Source organism: Providencia sp. PROV205 (genome assembly GCF_028479505.1).
In the GTDB taxonomy this organism is placed as follows: Bacteria; Pseudomonadota; Gammaproteobacteria; order Enterobacterales; family Enterobacteriaceae; genus Providencia; species Providencia huaxiensis.
The window spans coordinates 23,972-43,352 of sequence record NZ_JAMPNU010000034.1; the positions used below are offsets into that span (position 1 = coordinate 23,972).

Here is a 19,381-nt window from a genome sequence, read left to right on the forward strand (position 1 = left end):
TTTTATACGAGGCCGCAGAGTTCTGGGCGCTAAAAAGGGAATAAACACGCTCGCCCTCACAGCATTACAAAACTCATTGCAGGAACGATTGCCAAGAGAGCAGTCTTCTGCTATTTATAGCGACCTTAATTTTTCCCCCTTGGGGTTTTTGTAAAATTTGCGTGTGTAGGAGAAGCATTATGCAAGAAGGGCAAAAACGTAAGACATCGTCCTTAAGCATTCTCGCCATTGCTGGGGTTGAACCCTATCATGAAAAAGCTGGCGAAGAGTATATGAACGAGGCCCAGTTGGCGCATTTTAAGCTCATTCTCGAAGCATGGCGCAATCAACTCAGAGATGAAGTGGACCGGACTGTTACTCATATGCAAGATGAGGCAGCTAACTTTCCAGACCCCGTTGATAGAGCCGCTCAGGAAGAAGAATTCAGCCTTGAATTACGTAACCGGGACCGTGAACGTAAACTGATTAAGAAAATCGAAAAAACGCTGAAAAAAGTTGAAGATGACGACTTTGGCTATTGTGAATCATGTGGTGTAGAAATTGGTATCCGTCGTTTGGAAGCCCGTCCTACCGCTGATTTATGTATCGACTGTAAAACATTAGCTGAAATTCGCGAAAAGCAAATGGCTGGCTAGTGTCTGTATGGAGTCCTGAACGGCGCATATTACTGCGCCGTTACAAGGGAACTCCACATTCTGTTATGTTCCGCTCAGAGCCTATTTCTTGCGTTAGCTATCACGTAAAATCTATCCTTCTCGCATCTTTTTGCCAATTGGCTGGCGATAACGTCCTATCATGTTCCTTTAAATAAGATAAATATTTACTTTCGCGTAATTTTTTACGGAAATAGCTTATGCTATCTTTTAACCCCATAGTGTGAATTTGAACGATAATCTAATAACAGAAAAACGCTTAAAATAAGGCTTCTAACCCTATACACCTATAGCAAGAAAGCTTTTTGCGCTATTATTTTGCGTAAATTTTATTGGTAACGTTTATAATTAGAGACGACTTTTATTCGTTTAACCATTCTCAAAGAAACTTCTGTGAGCTATGATTAGCCGCTTATTTTGTTTAATGAATATTGGTAATGACATCGAGGTGTACTATTTTTAACCGAGTAGCAAATTTCTGCCGTAATATTTTATCTCGCAATACAGATGCATCTCCTGAAGATGTAGTAAAACATCGTGATCCTTCGCGAGATAGTCAGGCAGCCGGTAAAAGGCCAGTCACTCATTCTGCTCATGCGCAAACCGCACCTAAGGAGCAGAACACCGTTCAACCCCATAAAACAACCCCTATTAGAAAAACGGTTCGTCAATCTCAACGTGCCGATTCAACACCTGAGAAGCGCCCTACAATGACAACCGTAAACGAAGAAAACATTACTGTTATCCCGCGTTCCGAACACCCTATTTCACGCAGTGATATCAGTGACAATGCGTTAAAAGTGCTGTATCGCTTAAATAAAAGTGGCTTTGAAGCCTATTTAGTCGGTGGGGGTGTGCGTGACTTGCTTTTAGGCCAAAAACCTAAAGACTTCGATATTACGACAAACGCAACACCAGAACAGATCCGCAAATTATTTCGTAATTGCCGTCTAGTTGGTCGCCGTTTCCGCCTAGCACACATTATGTTTGGCCCCGAAATTATTGAAGTTGCAACTTTCCGTGGCCACCATGACCAAAGTGCATCAGATGACAAAAACTTATCTGCACAAGCACAAAATGGCATGTTGTTACGCGATAACATCTTTGGTTCCATTGAGGAAGATGCGATCCGTCGGGACTTCACCGTTAACAGCCTATATTACAATATTGAAGACTTCACATTACGTGACTACGTTAATGGCTTAACTGACCTCAAAGCTGGCGTTATTCGTCTAATTGGTGACCCAGAAACACGCTATCGTGAAGACCCAGTCAGAATGCTAAGAGCGGTACGTTTCGCCTGCAAATTAAATATGAGCATCGAACCAAAAACTGCAGAGCCAATTTACCAACTTGCTCATTTATTGAGAGAAATTCCATCTGCTCGGTTATTTGAAGAGTCACTCAAATTACTACAAGCAGGCCAAGGTTACGATACCTATAAAATGCTCAAAAAATATGGTTTGTTTGAGCAGCTTTTCCCTGTTGTCGCAAGCCGCTTTACGGATAACAGTGATTCGCCAATGGAAAAAATCATTGAGCAAGTCCTTAAAAATACTGACTTCCGATTAAAAAATGATAAGCGTGTTAACCCTGCTTTTTTATTTGCGGCTATGTTATGGTACCCAGTTACAGAGCATGCTGAAAAGCTCTCTCAAGAAGGCGGGCTAGCCTATTATGATGCCTTTGCCCTTGCGATGAATGATATTTTAGACGAACAGTGCCGTTCGATTGCGATCCCAAAACGTATTACAACCACGATGCGTGATATTTGGTTGCTGCAGTTACGTTTACCTCGTCGCCAAGGTCGTCGTGCCAATAAATTAATGGAGCACCCGAAATTCCGTGCCGCGTTTGATTTATTAGAGTTAAGGGCCAATGTTGAGCACCGCAACGAGCTACAAGAGTTAGCATTATGGTGGGCTGATTTTCAACAAGCGAATAATACCAAACAGCGTGAAATGATTTCGGAATTAGGCAACGCACCCACTCGCCGTCGCCATCGCCCACGTTCATCACAAGGTGGAACAGGTGCACGCCGGTCGAATAAGTCATAATTGATAGAGAGAATACAATGGAACAAGTCTATATTGCTGTAGGAAGTAACCTTGGTGAGCCGCTATTACAGGCACAACAAGCTATTGCAGCATTAGATGCGATTCCCAATAGCCGTGTTGTTTCTACCTCTTCTGTGTACCGAACTAAACCACTAGGTCCACAAAACCAGCCAGATTTTCTGAATCTGGCTGTACTACTCGAAACAAGTCTTGAGCCAGAAATACTCCTCAACCACACACAAAAAATCGAGCTTGAGCTTGGTCGTGTTCGCAAAGAGGAACGTTGGGGTCCACGAACTCTTGACCTCGATATCATGCTTTTTGGCAACCGTATTATCAATACTGAACGGTTAATTGTTCCACATTATGGGCTAAAAGAGCGTGAGTTTATGTTGTATCCGCTTAGTGAAATCGCCCCTTCCCTTGTTTTTCCTGATGGCGAAAAGCTTTCAGAAAGACTCACACAAGTCCCTCGAAATGGCCTAACATTTTGGGATATTCCAGCCTAAAATGTTCAACCTCTTATGAGGTATGGTCGCAGGGAGATCATTTCCGGAGGTTATTATAATGAAACCAATTTCTCTGGCTGATTTATGTCAGTTTAAAAAAGACAAACACAAATTTGCAACTATGACTGCCTATGACGCAAGCTTTGCTCAATTATTTTATGAGCAAGGTATTCAAGTGATGCTCGTTGGAGACTCACTGGGAATGACGATCCAAGGTGAATCATCTACTTTACCAGTTACTGTCGAGCAAATTGCTTACCACACCCGATGCGTTCGCAAAGGTGCACCAAACGCCTTCATTATTGCAGATATGCCATTTATGAGTTACGCCACACCAGAACAAGCTTGTGCTAATGCAGCAATTTTGATGCAAGCCGGTGCAAACATGGTGAAAATTGAGGGTGGCAGCTGGTTATGTGATACCGTAAGAATGCTAGGAGAACGCTCTGTTCCTGTGTGTGGTCATCTCGGTTTAACACCACAAGCCGTCAACGTTCTTGGCGGTTATAAAGTCCAAGGACGCGATGAGGTCACGGCAAATCAATTACTCAAAGATGCAATTGCATTAGAAAATGCAGGTATCCAATTATTGGTTCTCGAATGTGTTCCAACTGCCTTAGCAAGTCATGTTTCTGAAGAGTTGCTATTACCGGTGATTGGTATTGGCGCAGGAAATGGAACTGATGGACAAATCCTTGTTATGCATGATGCACTGGGTATTACCGCTCGAGCGCCTAAATTTGCTAAAAACTTTTTAGCTCAAGCAGGCAACCTTCATGATGCTATTCGTATGTATATCCAAGAAGTGGAAGATGGCATTTACCCAAGTGAAGCACATTCTTTTTCTTAATTGATGCCAGTAATTATAAGGAACTCACGTATGCTTATCGTTGAAACGGCACTTATCTTACGCCGTGAAATTCGCCGCTGGAAACAAGAAGGTAAACGTATTGCACTTGTCCCTACGATGGGTAATTTACACGATGGTCACTTAACACTCATTGACCAAGCGAAAAAACAAGCTGATATTGTGATTGCTAGTGTATTCGTAAACCCAATGCAATTTGATAGGCAATCTGATTTAGCCAATTACCCACGGACTTTGCAAGAAGATTGCGAAAAATTAAAGCGTCGTGATATCAATTTAGTTTTTGCCCCTTCCCCGCAAGAATTCTATCCAGAAGGGATGGAAAAACAGACTTTTGTTGACGTTCCCGAGTTATCGACGATGTTAGAAGGCGCAAGCCGTCCCGGTCATTTTAGAGGTGTCGCAACGGTTATCACTAAGCTGTTCAACTTAGTACAGCCCGATATTGCTTTGTTTGGTGAAAAAGATTACCAACAGTTGCAATTAATTCGCAAATTAGTCGCTGACTTATCATTTGATACTCAAATTGTTAGTGTCCCAACGGTTAGAGCCAAAAATGGCTTAGCATTGAGTTCACGCAACAACAATTTGTCAGCGGAAGAGCTAAAAACAGCGCCTAAACTGTATCAAATTATGCAACAAGCGGGTGAAAAATTAGTCGCTGAGCCTAACGCATCTGAGGTTATTATCGAAGAGATGAATAATAGCTTACGTGAAGCCGGTTTTACCCCTGATGAGCTATTTATTCGCGATGCAGATACATTATTACCACTTGGTGAGCCGAGTAAACGTGCGGTTATTTTAATGGCTGCATGGTTAGGTCAAACGCGTCTTATTGACAATTTACAAGTTGACCTGCAACGCGATATTGCATAAAAATAAATCAATTATAAAAATGAAATAACACACTGCAATTACAGTGTTTATAGCGTTAATTCAATGTCTGTGTTCCGAATGGCTTTTATTTTTTCAAACTCATTTGGTTCACAGCTAGGCGGTAAGTAAACGAGTCCCTAGGAGCATACATAAGTATGTGACTAGGGTGAGTGAGCGCCACCAACAACGCTGTGAGCCAAATGAGGAAGAAAAAATGTTAAGAAGAATGTTACAAGGCAAACTCCACCGGGTCACTGTTACACAAGCAGACCTACACTACGAGGGCTCATGTGCAATAGATCAGGACTTCATGGACGCCGCTGGGATCATTGAATACGAAGCCATTGATATTTACAACGTCGATAACGGTGAACGTTTTTCAACTTATGCAATTTCAGGCGAACGTGGTTCAAAAATTATTTCGGTTAATGGTGCTGCTGCACGCCGCGCTGCGGTTGGTGATAAACTGATTATTTGCTCTTATGTGCAAATAGAAGATGAAGACGCTCGCTTACATAAACCAAAAGTAGCTTACTTTGATGAAAATAATAAAATGAGTCGCCTAGCAAAAGCGGTTCCAGTCCAAGTGGCATAATTTGGGTCTTTACTTACCCAATAGATTGATTAATAACACCATTTATATACACTTCAATAAAAAACGGCTTTTGATTACATTCAGTATCAAAAGCCGTTTTTTTAACACAATTTCATCCCTAAAATTTAGCTTCTGAGGCCTCGACCCTGCTCAATTAGGAACCATGTTAATGCATAAAAGACGACTAAAAAAATCATTAAGACGCCTAATGTAATCGCGATAGAAACATCAGCTATTCCCAGAAAGCCATAACGAAAGCCGCTGATCATATACACAATTGGGTTTAGTTTAGAGACGGCTTGCCAAAACGGGGGGAGCAGTGACAACGAATAAAACACACCGCCTAAATACGTTAATGGTGTTAATACAAAGGTAGGAACAATACTAATATCATCAAATGTCTTAGCGAAGATGGCATTTAATAGACCGGCAAGGGAAAACACAATTGCGGTTAGTAATAACGTTATAACTACCATTGCCCATGAATGCACTTGCAATGGAATAAAAAATAACGATACCAATGTGACGAGAAAACCGACTAAAATCCCTCTAGCAACACCACCACCAACAAAACCTGCGATAATAATATGCGTCGGAACAGGGGCAACGAGTAATTCTTCAATATTTTTCTGAAATTTAGAGCCAAAGAAAGAAGAACAAACATTTGAATATGAATTAGTGATCACCGCCATCATGATCAGCCCGGGGACGATAAACTGCATATAATCCACACCGCCCATATCACCAATTCTTGAACCAATTAAGTTACCAAAAATCACAAAATAGAGCGACATGGTGATCACAGGTGGTAATAATGTTTGTATCCAAATACGGCCGAACCGCGTGACTTCTTTTATCCAAATGGTTTTTAATGCGACCCAATATAATGAGATCATCTTGCAATCTCCTTCTCGGTTGCATTACTTTCTCTTTTGACTAAGTTAACAAATAACTCTTCTAACCGATTTGCTTTATTTCGCATACTTAAAATCTGAACACCTTGCTCACTGAATTGGCTAAAAACACTATTTAGACCTTGCTCTCTTTTGACATCTACCTCAAGTGTTGAGGTGTCTATCAAACGTGATTCATACCCTAATAATTGAGGGATCGGACTTTTTGGCATTAAATCAAAAATAAAGGTTTCTGATTCTAATTGACTCAGTAATTGCTTCATACTTGTATTTTCAACTAATTCACCGTGTTGAATAATACCAATATTACGGCATAACATTTCAGCTTCTTCCAAATAGTGAGTGGTTAAAATGATTGTCGTTCCCTGAGCGTTAAGATTCTTTAAGAATGTCCACATTGAACGGCGAAGTTCAATATCAACACCCGCGGTGGGTTCATCCAAAATTAATAGCTTTGGTTGGTGCATCAACGCACGGGCTATCATTAAGCGGCGTTTCATACCACCGGACAAATTACGAGCCCGCTCATCACGCTTTTCCCATAAATCAAGTTGGGTCAGGTACTGCTCTGCACGTTGTACAGCAACAGAGCGCGTGACCCCATAATAACCGGCTTGGTTAAGAACGATTTGTAATACCGTTTCAAATGGGTTGAAATTAAACTCTTGAGGCACTAATCCAAGTTGCTGCTTTGCTTGCACAACTTGCTTTTCTAAATCATAACCAAATACTTTTACAGAACCGCTCGTTTTATTCACCAGCGAGCTAATGATCCCGATCGTGGTTGATTTACCCGCGCCATTTGGCCCCAACAATGCGTAAAAGTCACCGTCTTCAACGCTCAGGTCAATCCCTTTCAGGGCTTTTACACCACCTGGGTAGGTTTTGGTTAATTGCGATAACTCAAGTGCATATGTCATATGTAAAAAAAACCTTTATTCTTAGGACGATTTGAAGGCAATATATCACCATGATGCCACTTTTTTCTGCACTATGTTATGCAGAAAAGAGATAATTAGTTTATACAATATAATTCAATACGTTATGAATTTAGGGTTGTCTTGACTAAAAGACAGGTTCATCATAAGGATGTTGAAATTAGTATAACTAATTATTAATTAATCAATAAATGTTGTATAAGATTTTATCGCAAAGTAACACAACTAGGCTATAAGTCATGATGAGAAAAATCGAAGAGCTGTTTGCTAACAATGAAGCATGGTCAGCATCAGTCAATGAACAAGATCCCGAATTCTTCAAAGAATTATCAAAAGCGCAAAAGCCGAGATTCTTATGGATAGGCTGCTCTGACAGCCGAGTACCTGCAGAAAAATTAATTAACGCGGCACCTGGCGACCTTTTTGTGCACCGTAATGTTGCCAACTTAGTTATTCACACTGACCTAAACTGTTTATCTGTCATTCAATATGCCGTTGATGTCTTACAAGTTGAGCACATCATTATTTGTGGCCACTACGGCTGCGGTGGTATTGAAGCAGCGGTTGATAACACCGAACTTGGCTTAATTAATAACTGGCTATTACACATAAGAGATATTTGGTACAGACATAGCTCTATGTTAGGTGAGCTAAAACCTTGCGAGCGTCTTAACCGTTTATGCGAATTAAATGTCGTTGAGCAAGTTTATAATTTAGGGCATTCAACCATCATGCAATCTGCATGGAAACGAGGCCAGAAAGTGATGATCCACGGTTGGGTATATGGGATTAATAATGGCCGGTTACACGACTTACATATTACTGCTGACAGCCGAGAAAAACTTGAGTTATGTTACCGTGAAGCTATTTCAACATTAACTCAAAAAAAATAAATTAAACTAAAAATAAAAAGCTCTTACATTTAAGAGCTTTTTACCAATTAAATCCCAAAATAGCGTAATTAAATTATAAAATATATTTTCATTCCTTTTAAATTAAAATAAAAACATTAATCCAAGAAAATTTATGATTAACAATTATTACGAGTATATTTATACGCGTATTAATTTAAGTATTGATACATATTTATTCTGAAGCAGAGTAAAGCTTATTCATTGATTACAAAGAAATTAACCTCAAGAAGTATATATTCAACCACGAAAAATTCATTAATAATATTTTATTTTGGAATAAAAAATCGAGCTTTGAATAAGTATTTTTAAATATACTTATTTTGAATTTCAATCATAATTCAAGGGTTACAATGGGATATTGTTAATTTACATATATTAATTTCTAATCATATTTAGGGATATTTCTATGAGTCAGCCTATTAAAAATGGGTCTTCTAATCATACATTAAAGCTAAAGCCTATCGTTTTATGCGTCTCTGCAATTTTAGGGATGACTTCAATGGCTCATGGCGAAATAATTAACACTAACGGTGCTGGAGTAATCAATCAGCACAATGGCCCAACAATTGTTAATATAAATAAAGCTAGTGACAAGGGTGTTTCTCACAATATATACAACAAATTCGATGTTGATAATAAGGGAGTCATCTTAAACAACAGTAAAGATAATATTAATACTCAGTTAGGTGGAATGATTAACGGAAACCTTAATTTAGCGGGTGGTGAAGCAAAAGTTATCCTTAATGAGGTTAACTCTAATAATGCAACAACGCTAAATGGTATGGTTGAAGTTGCAGGGAAAAAAGCACAAGTTATTGTTGCTAACCCATCAGGTATTACATGTAACTCATGCGGCTTCATTAATACAGAAAGTGCGACTCTAACAACGGGTAAGCCAATTGTTACTAACGGAGAAATTCTTGGCTATAACGTTTCTAAAGGCCAAATTATCGTTAATAAAAACTTAACGTCTAATTCTCCAACTGAACTAATTGCTCGTTCAGCAATTATTAATGGTCAATTAGCAGCAAAAGAGATCAAAGTTGTTACGGGAAATAACTTTGTCGATGCTAATGGTGAAGTATTATCTTCTGTTGCTGGTACAGGTAACCGCCCTTCTGTCGCGATTGACGTTTCGTCTTTAGGTGGTATGTACGCTGATAAAATTACTCTTGTTTCTACCGAAATGGGGGTTGGTGTTAGCAATCAGGGCATTATTTCTGCTGGTAATGATGGTTTATCTATCTCTTCTAATGGTGGGCTATCTAATAAAAGAAATAGAATTGAATCTAACGGTAATATTGATGTAAAAGCCTCAGGTATTAGCAATGATGCCATAATTACTGCTAGAAAAAATATTAACGTTGATAGTAATTCCGGAGGTTTCATCGACAACGATGGTGGAAAAATCATCTCAACAGATGGTAGCATTAGCCTCGCAGGTAATTCTGCAGTATTTAACCGCTATAAAGGTTCCATTCAAGCTAAAAACAATGTAAGTATTTCAGGTGAAATGCTTCAAAATGGTGCTGGCATAATCAAAGCCGAAACTGGTGATATTAATATTGATTTAACTGATACACTCTATCAGTGGCGAAATACAGCTAATAGCCACGTTGAAGATAGAATTATTGCAGGTAGAGATATTAATATCAAAGCCAGCCGAGTCATTAATGAAAATGCAAGAATTGAGTCTGGAAGAGATATTAATTTAACGCTAAATTCAGGGTTAGAAAATACAAATTCTGCAGTAACTGCACAACGTAGAATAAAAGTTGATGCTGATACATTAACCAACAAATCATCATCTATTGCAGCAAAAAATGCAAAATCTGATTATAACATTACTAAATATATTAATAATGATGCAAAATCAACCATTAGTAGCGGCCGTGGATTAAATATTACTTCTGCAAAATTAATCAATGCAGGTAAAATTGTTTCACCTACTAATGTACCAAATACAGTACCAGTCCCAACTTATGCTTCTAATATCAAGGTTGACAACCTTGAAAATAACAGTGGGTCTATTGCTGGTGATAACTTAACTATTACTTCTAATAATATAAGTAACACAAAAGGTTTCATTGACGGAAAAACACTTAAAGTTACCGCTAATAATCTAAGCAACAATGGTGGATATATTCGCTCATATAACGACATGACATTAAATGTTGGTTATTTAGGTAACTTAAACTCTAATAATTTTTCTTCTGTTGCATCTCGATTTGCTTTAACAAACAAAGTTGGTGGTATTGAAGCATTAAATGGCGGCATTACAGTTACTGGTAATAAGGTTTCTAACTCTTTTGGATTATTTAAAAGTTCCTCTTCAGAAAAAGTAGCAACAAGTGGCGGAATGGAGTTTAAATTAACTGATGAACTAGATAACAATAATGGACAGTTAATTAGTTATGGCGCAATCAATATTGATGCTAAAGGGCTAAATAACTATAAAGGTGATATCTATGCGGGAGGCCGTTTGGATATTAAATCAGCAAGTAATATTAATAACTATTATGGTAAACTCAGATCTGATTATATAACAACCCTTTATGCTCCAGGTATTAGTAGCTATGATACAAATGGAACCTATAGTTTAGACGGTACAGGTATCATTTATAAACCAAACGGTTTAAATATCATTCACATCAAAAAACCAACAGACAGTGGTATTTCCCACAATACCTATCAAAGTTTTAATGTGAACGAAAAAGGCGTTATTTTTAATAACAGTAGCACTGCAACTGATACCCTTTTAGGGGGTAATATTCTTGGAAATGATAATATTACTGCTGGTAAAGAGGCTTCAGTTATCTTAAATGAAGTTATCGGCAACAGCATGACGACTATTAATGGTATGATGGAAGTTGCTGGAAATGCAGCTCAAGTTATTGTTGCTAATGCATCGGGTATTACATGTAACAGCTGTGGCTTCATCAACGCTACACGTGGTGCATTTGTTACAGGAACACCTATTGTTGTTGGTCAAAACTTAATTGGCTACAATGTCTCTAAAGGCGAAATTACAGTTAACAATAACCTGACATCTAACAGCGTTGTTGATTTTATCTCTCGCGCCGTACTTGTTAATGGCAACGTTAAAGCAAATGAACTGAACATTACAACAGGTTCTAATTTTTATGATGCAAATGGTAATATAATCTCTAGTATTACCGGGCCTTATAATCAGAAAAATTACGGTGTAACTGTCGCCGCAAACGGTAGCTTAAACGCAGAAAAAATGAACATTAATACTAATGAGTCCAATACAGGTCTCTTTAATAAAGGTGTTATTAATGCGGGTAATCAAGGATTAAGCGTTAAAGCTGGTGCTATAAATAATACTGGAACCATTCAAAGCAGAGGAAACGTTGACTTAGCTGCTAATTCAACTAATAGCTTTAGTAATGATTATGGGACAATTATCTCCTCTAATGGTGATGTTAATATTTCCTCAAATGGTACTTTACTCAATCGCTATAATGGGTTAATCAAAGCTAATCAAAACGTTAACATCAATACCGTAGGAGACATTCAGAATAGTAATGGCTTAATTCATGCTGAGAAAGGCAACATTAATGTTAACGCAGATACAATCTACAACTGGGCAGGTAACAATAGTAAATATGGTAAATACAGATTTACTGCTGGCCAAGATATTGTTTTTAACGTTAATAGACTCATCAATGAACAAGCTATCATTTCAGCAGGTAGAGACTTTACTTTCACAGGTAGAAGTTTAGATAATAAAGCATCAAGTACGCTCTATGCAAAACGCCGCATGACTATCGATACTAATATTTTAAACAACCTGTCATCTACCATGAAAACTGAAAATGGCAGAATGGATATTACTGCATCCAATTCAGTCGTTAATGATAGTAAATCGGTAATTAGCAGTGAGAAATTATTAAATATTACGTCACCAAAACTGACAAATAATGGTGTTATCTCTTCTAACAATGGTAAATCAACGTTTAAAGTTAATAATTTAGTTAATAATGCTGGTTACATTAAAGGCTTTAACCTTAACTTTATCTCTCAATATTTAAACAACTCTAATGGTTTGATTAAAGCGGATAATAACTTAGTAATGAATGCTGATTATATCAGTAATACTAATTCGTCTGACTTTAGCCGATACACATACAACCTTGGTTTACCAAGCCAAAAAGGGGGGATTGTCGCCAACAATGGCAACATTAAAATTAAAGGTATTCAGATGAATAATACTTCAGGTATCGTTCAAACGAATGCTCTTTTCCCTGCATCTGGTGAAGCTGATATTGACGTAACATTGAGCAATGAACTTATTAACAACTATGCTCAAATTAATAGTGCCGGAAATATGAATATCCAAGCGAATTCAATTTCCAACCATAATGGTGTAATAAATGCAGGCATTAATTTAACAGTTAAGGGCAACAGTTCCATCAACAATGCCTATGGTAGAATCAATTCAAATGGTACTACTCAAGTTAACACGCCTCACCTTTCCAATTCTTATGGAAAAATCACGGGCGGTACTGTTATCATCAATAAATAGTTATAATATAATTTATTGATTTATCTAATATATACAAAAGGACAGCAATGCTGTCCTTTTTTGGTCGTTTTATTCAGAAGATCTAGTCTTCTAATAACGTTACGTGCCCAATATAAGGCAGATGACGATATTGCTGAGCGTAGTCAATACCGTAACCCACCACAAATTTGTCTTCAATCGAATAACCAATCCATTCAACAGGAACCTGTACTTCTCGGCGTGAAGGTTTATCCAGCAATGTACAAATAGCAACAGATTTAGGGCCGCGTAATTCGAAAATTTCACGAACTTTATTTAAGGTATTGCCAGAGTCGATAATATCTTCAACGATTAATACGTGTTTATCACGGATATCTTCGTCCAAGTCTTTGACAATTTTAACATCACGGCTTGATGTCATTGCATTGCCGTAGCTTGAAACGGTCATAAAATCGACTTCATGAGGGACATCAATCTTACGACATAAATCAGCCATAAAAATAAATGAACCTTTCAGCAAACCAACAAGGACTAATTCACCATCAAGTTTTTGATAATGAGCGCTAATTTTATCGGCTAATTCACTGATTCGTTGAGCAATCTCTTCTTCAGAGATCATTACTTCAAGGGTATGTTTCATCGTCTATTACGCATCTATGGGAATGGAAAGCACGTAATTTTAACATAGGCAGCACGCATATACTAATAAAGGAAAATGCAGTGCTAAAATTTCACACTGCATTTTATCTGAAAATAAATGTGGCTGTTAACTTACAGTGAAGCCCAACATCATTCCGGTATCTTCATGCTCTAAGAGATGGCAGTGAGCCATATAAGGATGTTGTTGAGTTGCAGGGTGTTTAAATTCGACTAAAATTTCACTCACCTGCCCTTCCACTTTAACAATATCTTTCCAACCTTGGCGATGAGGCTCTACGGCTTGGCCATTTTCTTTTAGGATACGAAAACGTGTTCCATGAACGTGGAATGGGTGCAACATCATATCGCCACGCCCTGAAACGACCCATATTTCTTGTTGATTCATAGGAGCATTGAATGCAGGATGAGTCATTGAAAAAACCTGTCCATTAATGGTATTCGCGTTATGAATATCTAAACCATCAGAACCTGAACCACAGTGGCCGCCACTTCCCATTTTGCCATTCATATTTCCATGGTTCATATTGCCTGCATTCATGTTACCGTGGTTCATATTGCCCATCATTGCACCATGGCCGCCCATGTTACCCATGGCCTGGTCACCATATTTTTCACGTAACATCATCATGCCTTGCATGTCCAAACGCATATCCATCATTAAGTGGAAACGACGACGGTTTAAGCCAGCAAGAGAAGGAATAGCAGACATTGCTGCAAGTGTTGATGGTAAGTCACTTTCTCCCTTCGTCAACGTTGTTTCGATACGCAATACAGGCAAAGGCTGGTCAAATGGTGCGATCGTCATGCCCATTTGCCCGACGGGTAGCGTAACCAAATCGAATGCGCGACCATCGGAGGCATCAATTAAGACTTCAAAGCGCTCTCCCATCAAGATAGGTAATTCTGTTACGGCAACTGGCTCGGCTAGTAAACCACCATCACTCGCAACGACATACATTTTACGTCCATCACTGGTGGAAATGTTTAAACTTCTCGCATTGCAGCCATTTAATAACCTTAAGCGTAGCCAACCTTTTGGGGCAACATGTTTAGGGTAAACAGCTCCGTTCGTCAACATGATGTCTCCGAACCACCCCACTGCCGCGCTCATCACATCAAGCTGGTAGTCAATTTGACCATCATCTTTTAAGCGTTTGTCCTGCAAAATGACAGGAATATCATCAACGCCCCAATCACTTGGTAAGCCGTGCTTTGTGCTGTCTTCATCTTTAATTAATACAAGACCAGCTAAGCCCATTGCGACTTGATAACCCGTTTTTCCATGAGTATGTGGATGAAACCAACATGTCGCTTCACTTTGGTTTACCGTAAAATTCACTTTACGGCTTGCTCCCGGCTGAATTATCGCTTGAGGCCCACCATCTTGTTCACCTGAAATTTCTAAGCCATGCCAGTGAACGGTTGTATCTTCAGCCAATTGATTCACAATATTGATATTAACGCTTTGCCCATTCTTTAAGCTAATCGCAGGGCCCAATAAATTTCCGTTATAACCCCATGTCGTTGTTTTCTTTCCTGGAATAAACTGCGAAATACCTTGTTGGATAGCTAGCTGAATATTGCCTTGTGCATCTGGCTCAACTAGCGGAGGGATTGCCAGTTCAGGGTAGTTTCCCGCTGCGACCGCGATGCGGCTCCAAATAGGCAGCGCACTTGCAGCATATGTGATAGCACTTAATTTCAAAAAATCGCGACGTAGCATTGATAACCTTCCTTTTATTTATCAAATTAATAATCATCAGAGGGGTAATTTATGGCAAATTACACTTTCGAAGCAAAACATGGTTTAATGAAGGTATGATAAAGCCTCCCCTTACAGGAAGGTCAATAAAGCCACTCTATAAATGTGGGTTTATTACATGGATTTAAGAAAAATATAGTTGACTAACAATTCTATTCTTATGCTAACGTAACTTGACATAGAAAACAGATAGAATAACGAATGCGCAAATTTATATTGATGTCATGCTTAATGACTCTGTTAGGGATAACCAATTCTGCCAGAGCTCTTTCTACCAACGAAGCTGAAGATCTTGCTGATCTTACGGCCGTTTTTATTTATCTAAAATATGATTGTGGGTATTCACAAATCCCTGATAGAGAAATTGAACGTGCTATCGTTTACTTTGCTAAAAGCAACAAATGGGATCTTAGTAACTATAATGCGGAAAAAATGACCGCTCTTAACAAAGAAAGTTATAGTGACCTAAAAGGAATACCACTTACCACCGAGTTTAAATGTCAGTCCCTTGCTCGCGATTCGCTAGGCCTTTTTGCTTACGTAAAATAAGCGGAGGATAAAGCCCATCAAGAAAACATGCCCAAATATAGTCTGCATGTTTTCTTTCTTTACTCTAAATTATTATTCCTTTTTTGCCTTCGTTCTTGCCAAAACAGGGCTATCGATGGAATACTTTGAATAATCACCATTCTGATAATATGATTTGACATCACAAAGCCCGCATCTAAATTCATGGTAATTGCTGCGAATGTCATTGCTTCCATACTCCCCGGCGCCCAAGCTAATAATAATACTGAAATATCATAGCCTGTCATCCAAGATGCAAATACCGTGATAAGAAAAGTCAGCACGATATTTACCACCACAACTTGGGCTGAAGAGTATATATTTTTAATCAACGATGAAAGTGGAAAAACAATGAAATGGTTACCAATATTCATCCCGATCAATACCATACTGAGTTCAGTCAACATCAGTGGGAAATTCAATGGGATATCAACCCAACCTTGAATGAGTGTTGCCGCTGCTAATGACGTTAACATAAAAGGCGCAGGGACTCTTAAACGCTGTAAAATTATCCCTGAAATAACACCAACAACAATAATAAGCAGTAGCCATCCCGTTGAAACTAATGTGAGTTCTGGAAATTCGATTATCGGTTGCGGATCACCATCACTACCAACAACAATACCTGCTAATAAAATAAGAATAATTAAGCGAATTGTATGGGAAATAACAATTTTTTGGGGTGGTGTATGAGTATGGTCAGTTAATGCGAGAATTGCAGCCATCGCACCGGGGACAGAGCCTAGCATTGCCTCTTGTTTTGTCCAACCGACTTTTCGGTAAAACCAAAAAAAGCTGAACGAAAATTGCACGGCCAAACAGACAACTAGCATTAATAGTAAAAGAAATAAATTGTCTGCTTCATTAAGAGATACTTGATTGAACATCAAGCCGACAGAGGTTCCCAGTGTGACTTGAACAAAGGTAATGGTATGTTTAGGAATTGCGAACGAAATACCAAAACGATGAAAAATGATAATCGCAATGATCGGGCCAAACATCAATGCAAGGGGAATTCCAAGATAAGTAAGCCCACCACCGATTAAAGCACAGATGGAAATTCCACCTATCATTTTTAATAATTTCATCATATGGTATTAACCATTAAGTCTTTTTATAGCCCTAATTTATATCACATTATTTAAGCAATATGGCTTTAGTTTTTAATTATTTATCCCCTTAGTGACATCTACCAGTATTTATTCATTTATTAGGTTTTGATCTAGTTATTTTAACTTAGTCTGAAAAAATCTCTCTAACACAAATTAACATAGCATAGTAACAAAACTATTTTTTACTTTAACTGTTTTCTTCATTTTATATTATCAGCGCGAGCTTGATTCATAATCGCTTTGGACATCCATTGGGCTAATTCTGTTACTTGAGCATCATCCATTTTCCAAATATCTTTTAATACTAAAAATATTTCGGAACCATAAATAACAGAAAAGGCTCGAATGACTCTGTCTATAATTTCTTGCGGATATTCTGATTTCATTGGCGATGTCACCATCGCAAGAATTTCTTTACGATTTCCGCGTTCTAGAGGCTTATCTTTAATATTTTGTGGAGCAGCTCGCCCCTGTGCCCATTGCTGTAGTGATACTTGCAGCGCGGCGCGCAAAACACCTTCATGTTCAAACATACGTGGAAAAGCATAGGTTAATAGCTCGCCAATACGCTCTTCGGTTTGCTCACTTTGTGGCCACCAAGTTAAAATAGGACCTAAACTTTCATTAACCGTTGCGGTAATTAAATCGGCTTGTGTCGGAAAATAACGATATGCTGTCGCACGAGAAACTCCCGCCTCAACTGCCAATTCAGAAACAGAAGGCATCGCCCCTTTTTCAAATAAATCTAAAGCTGTCGTAACCAATAATACATAGGTCCGTTTTCGTGTCCCTTTGTATTCTGAGAGTGAGTGAGTTTTAGACATTAATTTATCCTTAAAATACTGTCACTTACTATAAGGCCAGTTAGCGTTAATGAAAACACATAAGTGTAAACAGGTAAATATACTTAATTGATAATTTGAAAAGATTTATCTATGGAGGTGATTTCAACGATAATAGCAAAAATCATAACAATCACATTTAAATCTTTTAATCTTCTACATGTATTCGAAGTAATTCAAGATTATTAATAAGTATTTATTACATTTTATCAATAGGATATGAATACTAGCAACCAATGTCTTTCACAATAAAACAAAAAATGAGACTGCGGTCTCATTTTAAAACTAAACCAAATGATACCATGGTCTCATTATGATGGAAAATTCAACGCTCGTTTTACTCTGAAAGGGTTGTTCTATGAAAAAACATCCGGGTTTTATTTATGTTGTAACGACGCTTGACACTAAAAGTGCTGAACTATTTTATGTCAGTGAATTAATCAAAAACGCCGGATTAGCGGTACGTACCGTTGACCTGACAACACAGCCAACGCAATTAGAAAAAAACGCAGATATCAGCGCACATACCGTTGCTAGTTTTCATCCGCTCGGCACTGAAGCCGTTTTCTGCGGTGACCGTGGTAAAGCCATTGAAGCCATGGCACATGCTTTCAGCCTTTATCTTGCCGCACAAACAGATGTTGCCGCTATTCTTGGCTTAGGCGGGTCAGGAGGAACAGCTCTCATCACACCGGCCATGCAAGTATTGCCTGTGGGTATTCCAAAATTAATGGTTTCCACTATGGCTTCAGGGGACATTTCTGGTTATATCGGTGCGAGTGATATTTCAATGATGTATTCCGTCACTGATGTATCAGGTTTGAATATCATTTCTCGCAAAGTATTAAAAAATGCAGCCAATCAAATCGCAGGAGCTGTTTGGTTTGATGACGAAGAACAACCGCATGACTTAAAACCAGCAATTGCACTCACCATGTTCGGGGTAACGACCCCATGCGTACAACAACTTACAACACAGTTAGAGGCGCAATATGACTGTCTAGTTTTCCATGCGACAGGCAGTGGTGGTAAAGCCATGGAAAAACTGATTGATAGCCAATTACTGCATTCAGTTTTAGACATTACAACCACCGAAGTGTGTGACCACTTATTTGGTGGCGTATTGGCTTGTGATGAAGACCGTTTCGGTGCTATTGAGCGTACTCAGACCCCTTGTGTGATGTCTTGTGGAGCCTTGGATATGGTGAATTTCGGCCGTCCTTCCAGTGTGCCTGAACACTGTCAAGATCGCTTGTTTTATCACCACAATGCTCAAGTCACTTTAATGAGAACGACCAAAGAAGAAAACCAACAAATGGGTCGTTGGATTGCAGAAAAATTAAATCGTTGTCACGGTGAAGTGCGCTTTATTATTCCAACAGCAGGGTTTTCGGCATTAGATATTGACGGTGCTCCATTTTGGGATCCTATCGCAGACCAAGCCTTCATTGATGCTTTAACCGAAAATCTAATCATAACAGAGAAAAGACAGCTTATTTTGAGTCCTTATCATATTAACTCCTCCGAGTTTTGTGACCAGGTTATTCAGCTTCACCAGGAAATTTTGAACAAATAATAGAGGTTAA

Annotated in this window: 16 protein-coding genes; 10 read left to right on the top strand and 6 right to left on the bottom strand. The window is 38.6% G+C overall.

Annotated features, from left to right (window positions below; all coding sequences use genetic code 11):
- The first annotated feature begins 179 nt into the window (after window positions 1-179).
- From dksA to panD, 6 genes are all read left to right on the top strand, one after another.
- Window positions 180-635, top strand: a complete 456-nt coding sequence (dksA, locus tag PR800_RS17845) for an RNA polymerase-binding protein DksA (RefSeq protein ID WP_004260494.1) — start codon at window positions 180-182, stop codon at window positions 633-635.
- Between the two features lie 728 nt (window positions 636-1,363).
- Window positions 1,364-2,710: a polynucleotide adenylyltransferase PcnB gene (pcnB, locus tag PR800_RS17850; protein ID WP_206276241.1), complete on the top strand. Its 1,347-nt coding sequence runs from the start codon at window positions 1,364-1,366 to the stop codon at window positions 2,708-2,710.
- 17 nt (window positions 2,711-2,727) lie between these two features.
- Complete coding sequence (folK, locus tag PR800_RS17855) at window positions 2,728-3,219, top strand: 2-amino-4-hydroxy-6-hydroxymethyldihydropteridine diphosphokinase (protein ID WP_102139419.1); 492 nt, start codon at window positions 2,728-2,730, stop codon at window positions 3,217-3,219.
- A 58-nt stretch (window positions 3,220-3,277) separates the two neighbouring features.
- On the top strand, window positions 3,278-4,069 hold the full coding sequence (panB, locus tag PR800_RS17860) for a 3-methyl-2-oxobutanoate hydroxymethyltransferase (RefSeq protein ID WP_102139420.1): 792 nt from the start codon (window positions 3,278-3,280) through the stop codon (window positions 4,067-4,069).
- 30 nt (window positions 4,070-4,099) lie between these two features.
- Window positions 4,100-4,963, top strand: coding sequence for a pantoate--beta-alanine ligase (gene panC / locus PR800_RS17865; protein WP_102139421.1), 864 nt, complete (start codon window positions 4,100-4,102; stop codon window positions 4,961-4,963).
- Between the two features lie 214 nt (window positions 4,964-5,177).
- Window positions 5,178-5,558 (top strand): aspartate 1-decarboxylase, encoded by a 381-nt coding sequence (gene panD / locus PR800_RS17870; protein WP_102139422.1) that lies wholly within the window; start codon window positions 5,178-5,180, stop codon window positions 5,556-5,558.
- 125 nt (window positions 5,559-5,683) lie between these two features.
- On the opposite strand, the gene PR800_RS17875 is transcribed toward panD, so the two are convergent.
- The gene (locus tag PR800_RS17875; RefSeq protein ID WP_004913713.1) at window positions 5,684-6,454 is read right to left on the bottom strand and encodes an ABC transporter permease; all 771 of its coding nucleotides are present in this window, start codon (window positions 6,452-6,454) and stop codon (window positions 5,684-5,686) included.
- Window positions 6,451-7,392: an ABC transporter ATP-binding protein gene (locus PR800_RS17880; RefSeq protein ID WP_004913716.1), complete on the bottom strand. Its 942-nt coding sequence runs from the start codon at window positions 7,390-7,392 to the stop codon at window positions 6,451-6,453. The genes PR800_RS17875 and PR800_RS17880 overlap by 4 nt, the downstream gene beginning before the upstream one ends.
- 257 nt (window positions 7,393-7,649) lie before the next feature.
- On the opposite strand from PR800_RS17880, the gene can reads away from it, so the two are divergent.
- Together can and PR800_RS17890 are read left to right on the top strand one after the other, a co-directional pair.
- On the top strand, window positions 7,650-8,303 hold the full coding sequence (gene can, locus PR800_RS17885) for a carbonate dehydratase (RefSeq protein ID WP_102139423.1): 654 nt from the start codon (window positions 7,650-7,652) through the stop codon (window positions 8,301-8,303).
- A gap of 427 nt (window positions 8,304-8,730) precedes the next feature.
- Complete coding sequence (locus PR800_RS17890; protein WP_272531214.1) at window positions 8,731-12,873, top strand: two-partner secretion domain-containing protein; 4,143 nt, start codon at window positions 8,731-8,733, stop codon at window positions 12,871-12,873.
- A gap of 82 nt (window positions 12,874-12,955) precedes the next feature.
- Here the strand turns inward: PR800_RS17890 and hpt are convergent, their stop codons facing one another.
- Both hpt and cueO read right to left on the bottom strand, forming a co-directional pair.
- On the bottom strand, window positions 12,956-13,492 hold the full coding sequence (hpt, locus tag PR800_RS17895; protein ID WP_125891608.1) for a hypoxanthine phosphoribosyltransferase: 537 nt from the start codon (window positions 13,490-13,492) through the stop codon (window positions 12,956-12,958).
- A gap of 126 nt (window positions 13,493-13,618) precedes the next feature.
- Window positions 13,619-15,235: a multicopper oxidase CueO gene (cueO, locus tag PR800_RS17900; RefSeq protein WP_272531215.1), complete on the bottom strand. Its 1,617-nt coding sequence runs from the start codon at window positions 15,233-15,235 to the stop codon at window positions 13,619-13,621.
- Between the two features lie 240 nt (window positions 15,236-15,475).
- On the opposite strand from cueO, the gene PR800_RS17905 reads away from it, so the two are divergent.
- The gene (locus tag PR800_RS17905; RefSeq protein WP_102139426.1) at window positions 15,476-15,823 is read left to right on the top strand and encodes a YacC family pilotin-like protein; all 348 of its coding nucleotides are present in this window, start codon (window positions 15,476-15,478) and stop codon (window positions 15,821-15,823) included.
- A 59-nt stretch (window positions 15,824-15,882) separates the two neighbouring features.
- Here the strand turns inward: PR800_RS17905 and PR800_RS17910 are convergent, their stop codons facing one another.
- Window positions 15,883-16,932 (bottom strand): AbrB family transcriptional regulator, encoded by a 1,050-nt coding sequence (locus PR800_RS17910; RefSeq protein WP_102139427.1) that lies wholly within the window; start codon window positions 16,930-16,932, stop codon window positions 15,883-15,885.
- A 221-nt stretch (window positions 16,933-17,153) separates the two neighbouring features.
- Window positions 17,154-17,777 (bottom strand): TetR/AcrR family transcriptional regulator, encoded by a 624-nt coding sequence (locus PR800_RS17915; protein ID WP_272531216.1) that lies wholly within the window; start codon window positions 17,775-17,777, stop codon window positions 17,154-17,156.
- A gap of 376 nt (window positions 17,778-18,153) precedes the next feature.
- On the opposite strand from PR800_RS17915, the gene PR800_RS17920 reads away from it, so the two are divergent.
- Window positions 18,154-19,371, top strand: a complete 1,218-nt coding sequence (locus PR800_RS17920) for a Tm-1-like ATP-binding domain-containing protein (RefSeq protein WP_195697628.1) — start codon at window positions 18,154-18,156, stop codon at window positions 19,369-19,371.
- Window positions 19,372-19,381 lie beyond the last annotated feature (10 nt).

Excerpts from the sequence above, each read along its gene's own strand:
- dksA (WP_004260494.1), top strand. The coding sequence starts at position 180 with ATGCAAGAAGGGCAAAAACGTAAGACATCGTCCTTAAGCATTCTCGCC.
- pcnB (WP_206276241.1), top strand. The coding sequence starts at position 1,364 with ATGACAACCGTAAACGAAGAAAACATTACTGTTATCCCGCGTTCCGAA.
- folK (WP_102139419.1), top strand. The coding sequence starts at position 2,728 with ATGGAACAAGTCTATATTGCTGTAGGAAGTAACCTTGGTGAGCCGCTA.
- panB (WP_102139420.1), top strand. The coding sequence starts at position 3,278 with ATGAAACCAATTTCTCTGGCTGATTTATGTCAGTTTAAAAAAGACAAA.
- panC (WP_102139421.1), top strand. The coding sequence starts at position 4,100 with ATGCTTATCGTTGAAACGGCACTTATCTTACGCCGTGAAATTCGCCGC.
- panD (WP_102139422.1), top strand. The coding sequence starts at position 5,178 with ATGTTAAGAAGAATGTTACAAGGCAAACTCCACCGGGTCACTGTTACA.
- PR800_RS17875 (WP_004913713.1), bottom strand. The coding sequence starts at position 6,454 with ATGATCTCATTATATTGGGTCGCATTAAAAACCATTTGGATAAAAGAA.
- PR800_RS17880 (WP_004913716.1), bottom strand. The coding sequence starts at position 7,392 with ATGACATATGCACTTGAGTTATCGCAATTAACCAAAACCTACCCAGGT.
- can (WP_102139423.1), top strand. The coding sequence starts at position 7,650 with ATGATGAGAAAAATCGAAGAGCTGTTTGCTAACAATGAAGCATGGTCA.
- PR800_RS17890 (WP_272531214.1), top strand. The coding sequence starts at position 8,731 with ATGAGTCAGCCTATTAAAAATGGGTCTTCTAATCATACATTAAAGCTA.
- hpt (WP_125891608.1), bottom strand. The coding sequence starts at position 13,492 with ATGAAACATACCCTTGAAGTAATGATCTCTGAAGAAGAGATTGCTCAA.
- cueO (WP_272531215.1), bottom strand. The coding sequence starts at position 15,235 with ATGCTACGTCGCGATTTTTTGAAATTAAGTGCTATCACATATGCTGCA.
- PR800_RS17905 (WP_102139426.1), top strand. The coding sequence starts at position 15,476 with ATGCGCAAATTTATATTGATGTCATGCTTAATGACTCTGTTAGGGATA.
- PR800_RS17910 (WP_102139427.1), bottom strand. The coding sequence starts at position 16,932 with ATGATGAAATTATTAAAAATGATAGGTGGAATTTCCATCTGTGCTTTA.
- PR800_RS17915 (WP_272531216.1), bottom strand. The coding sequence starts at position 17,777 with ATGTCTAAAACTCACTCACTCTCAGAATACAAAGGGACACGAAAACGG.
- PR800_RS17920 (WP_195697628.1), top strand. The coding sequence starts at position 18,154 with ATGAAAAAACATCCGGGTTTTATTTATGTTGTAACGACGCTTGACACT.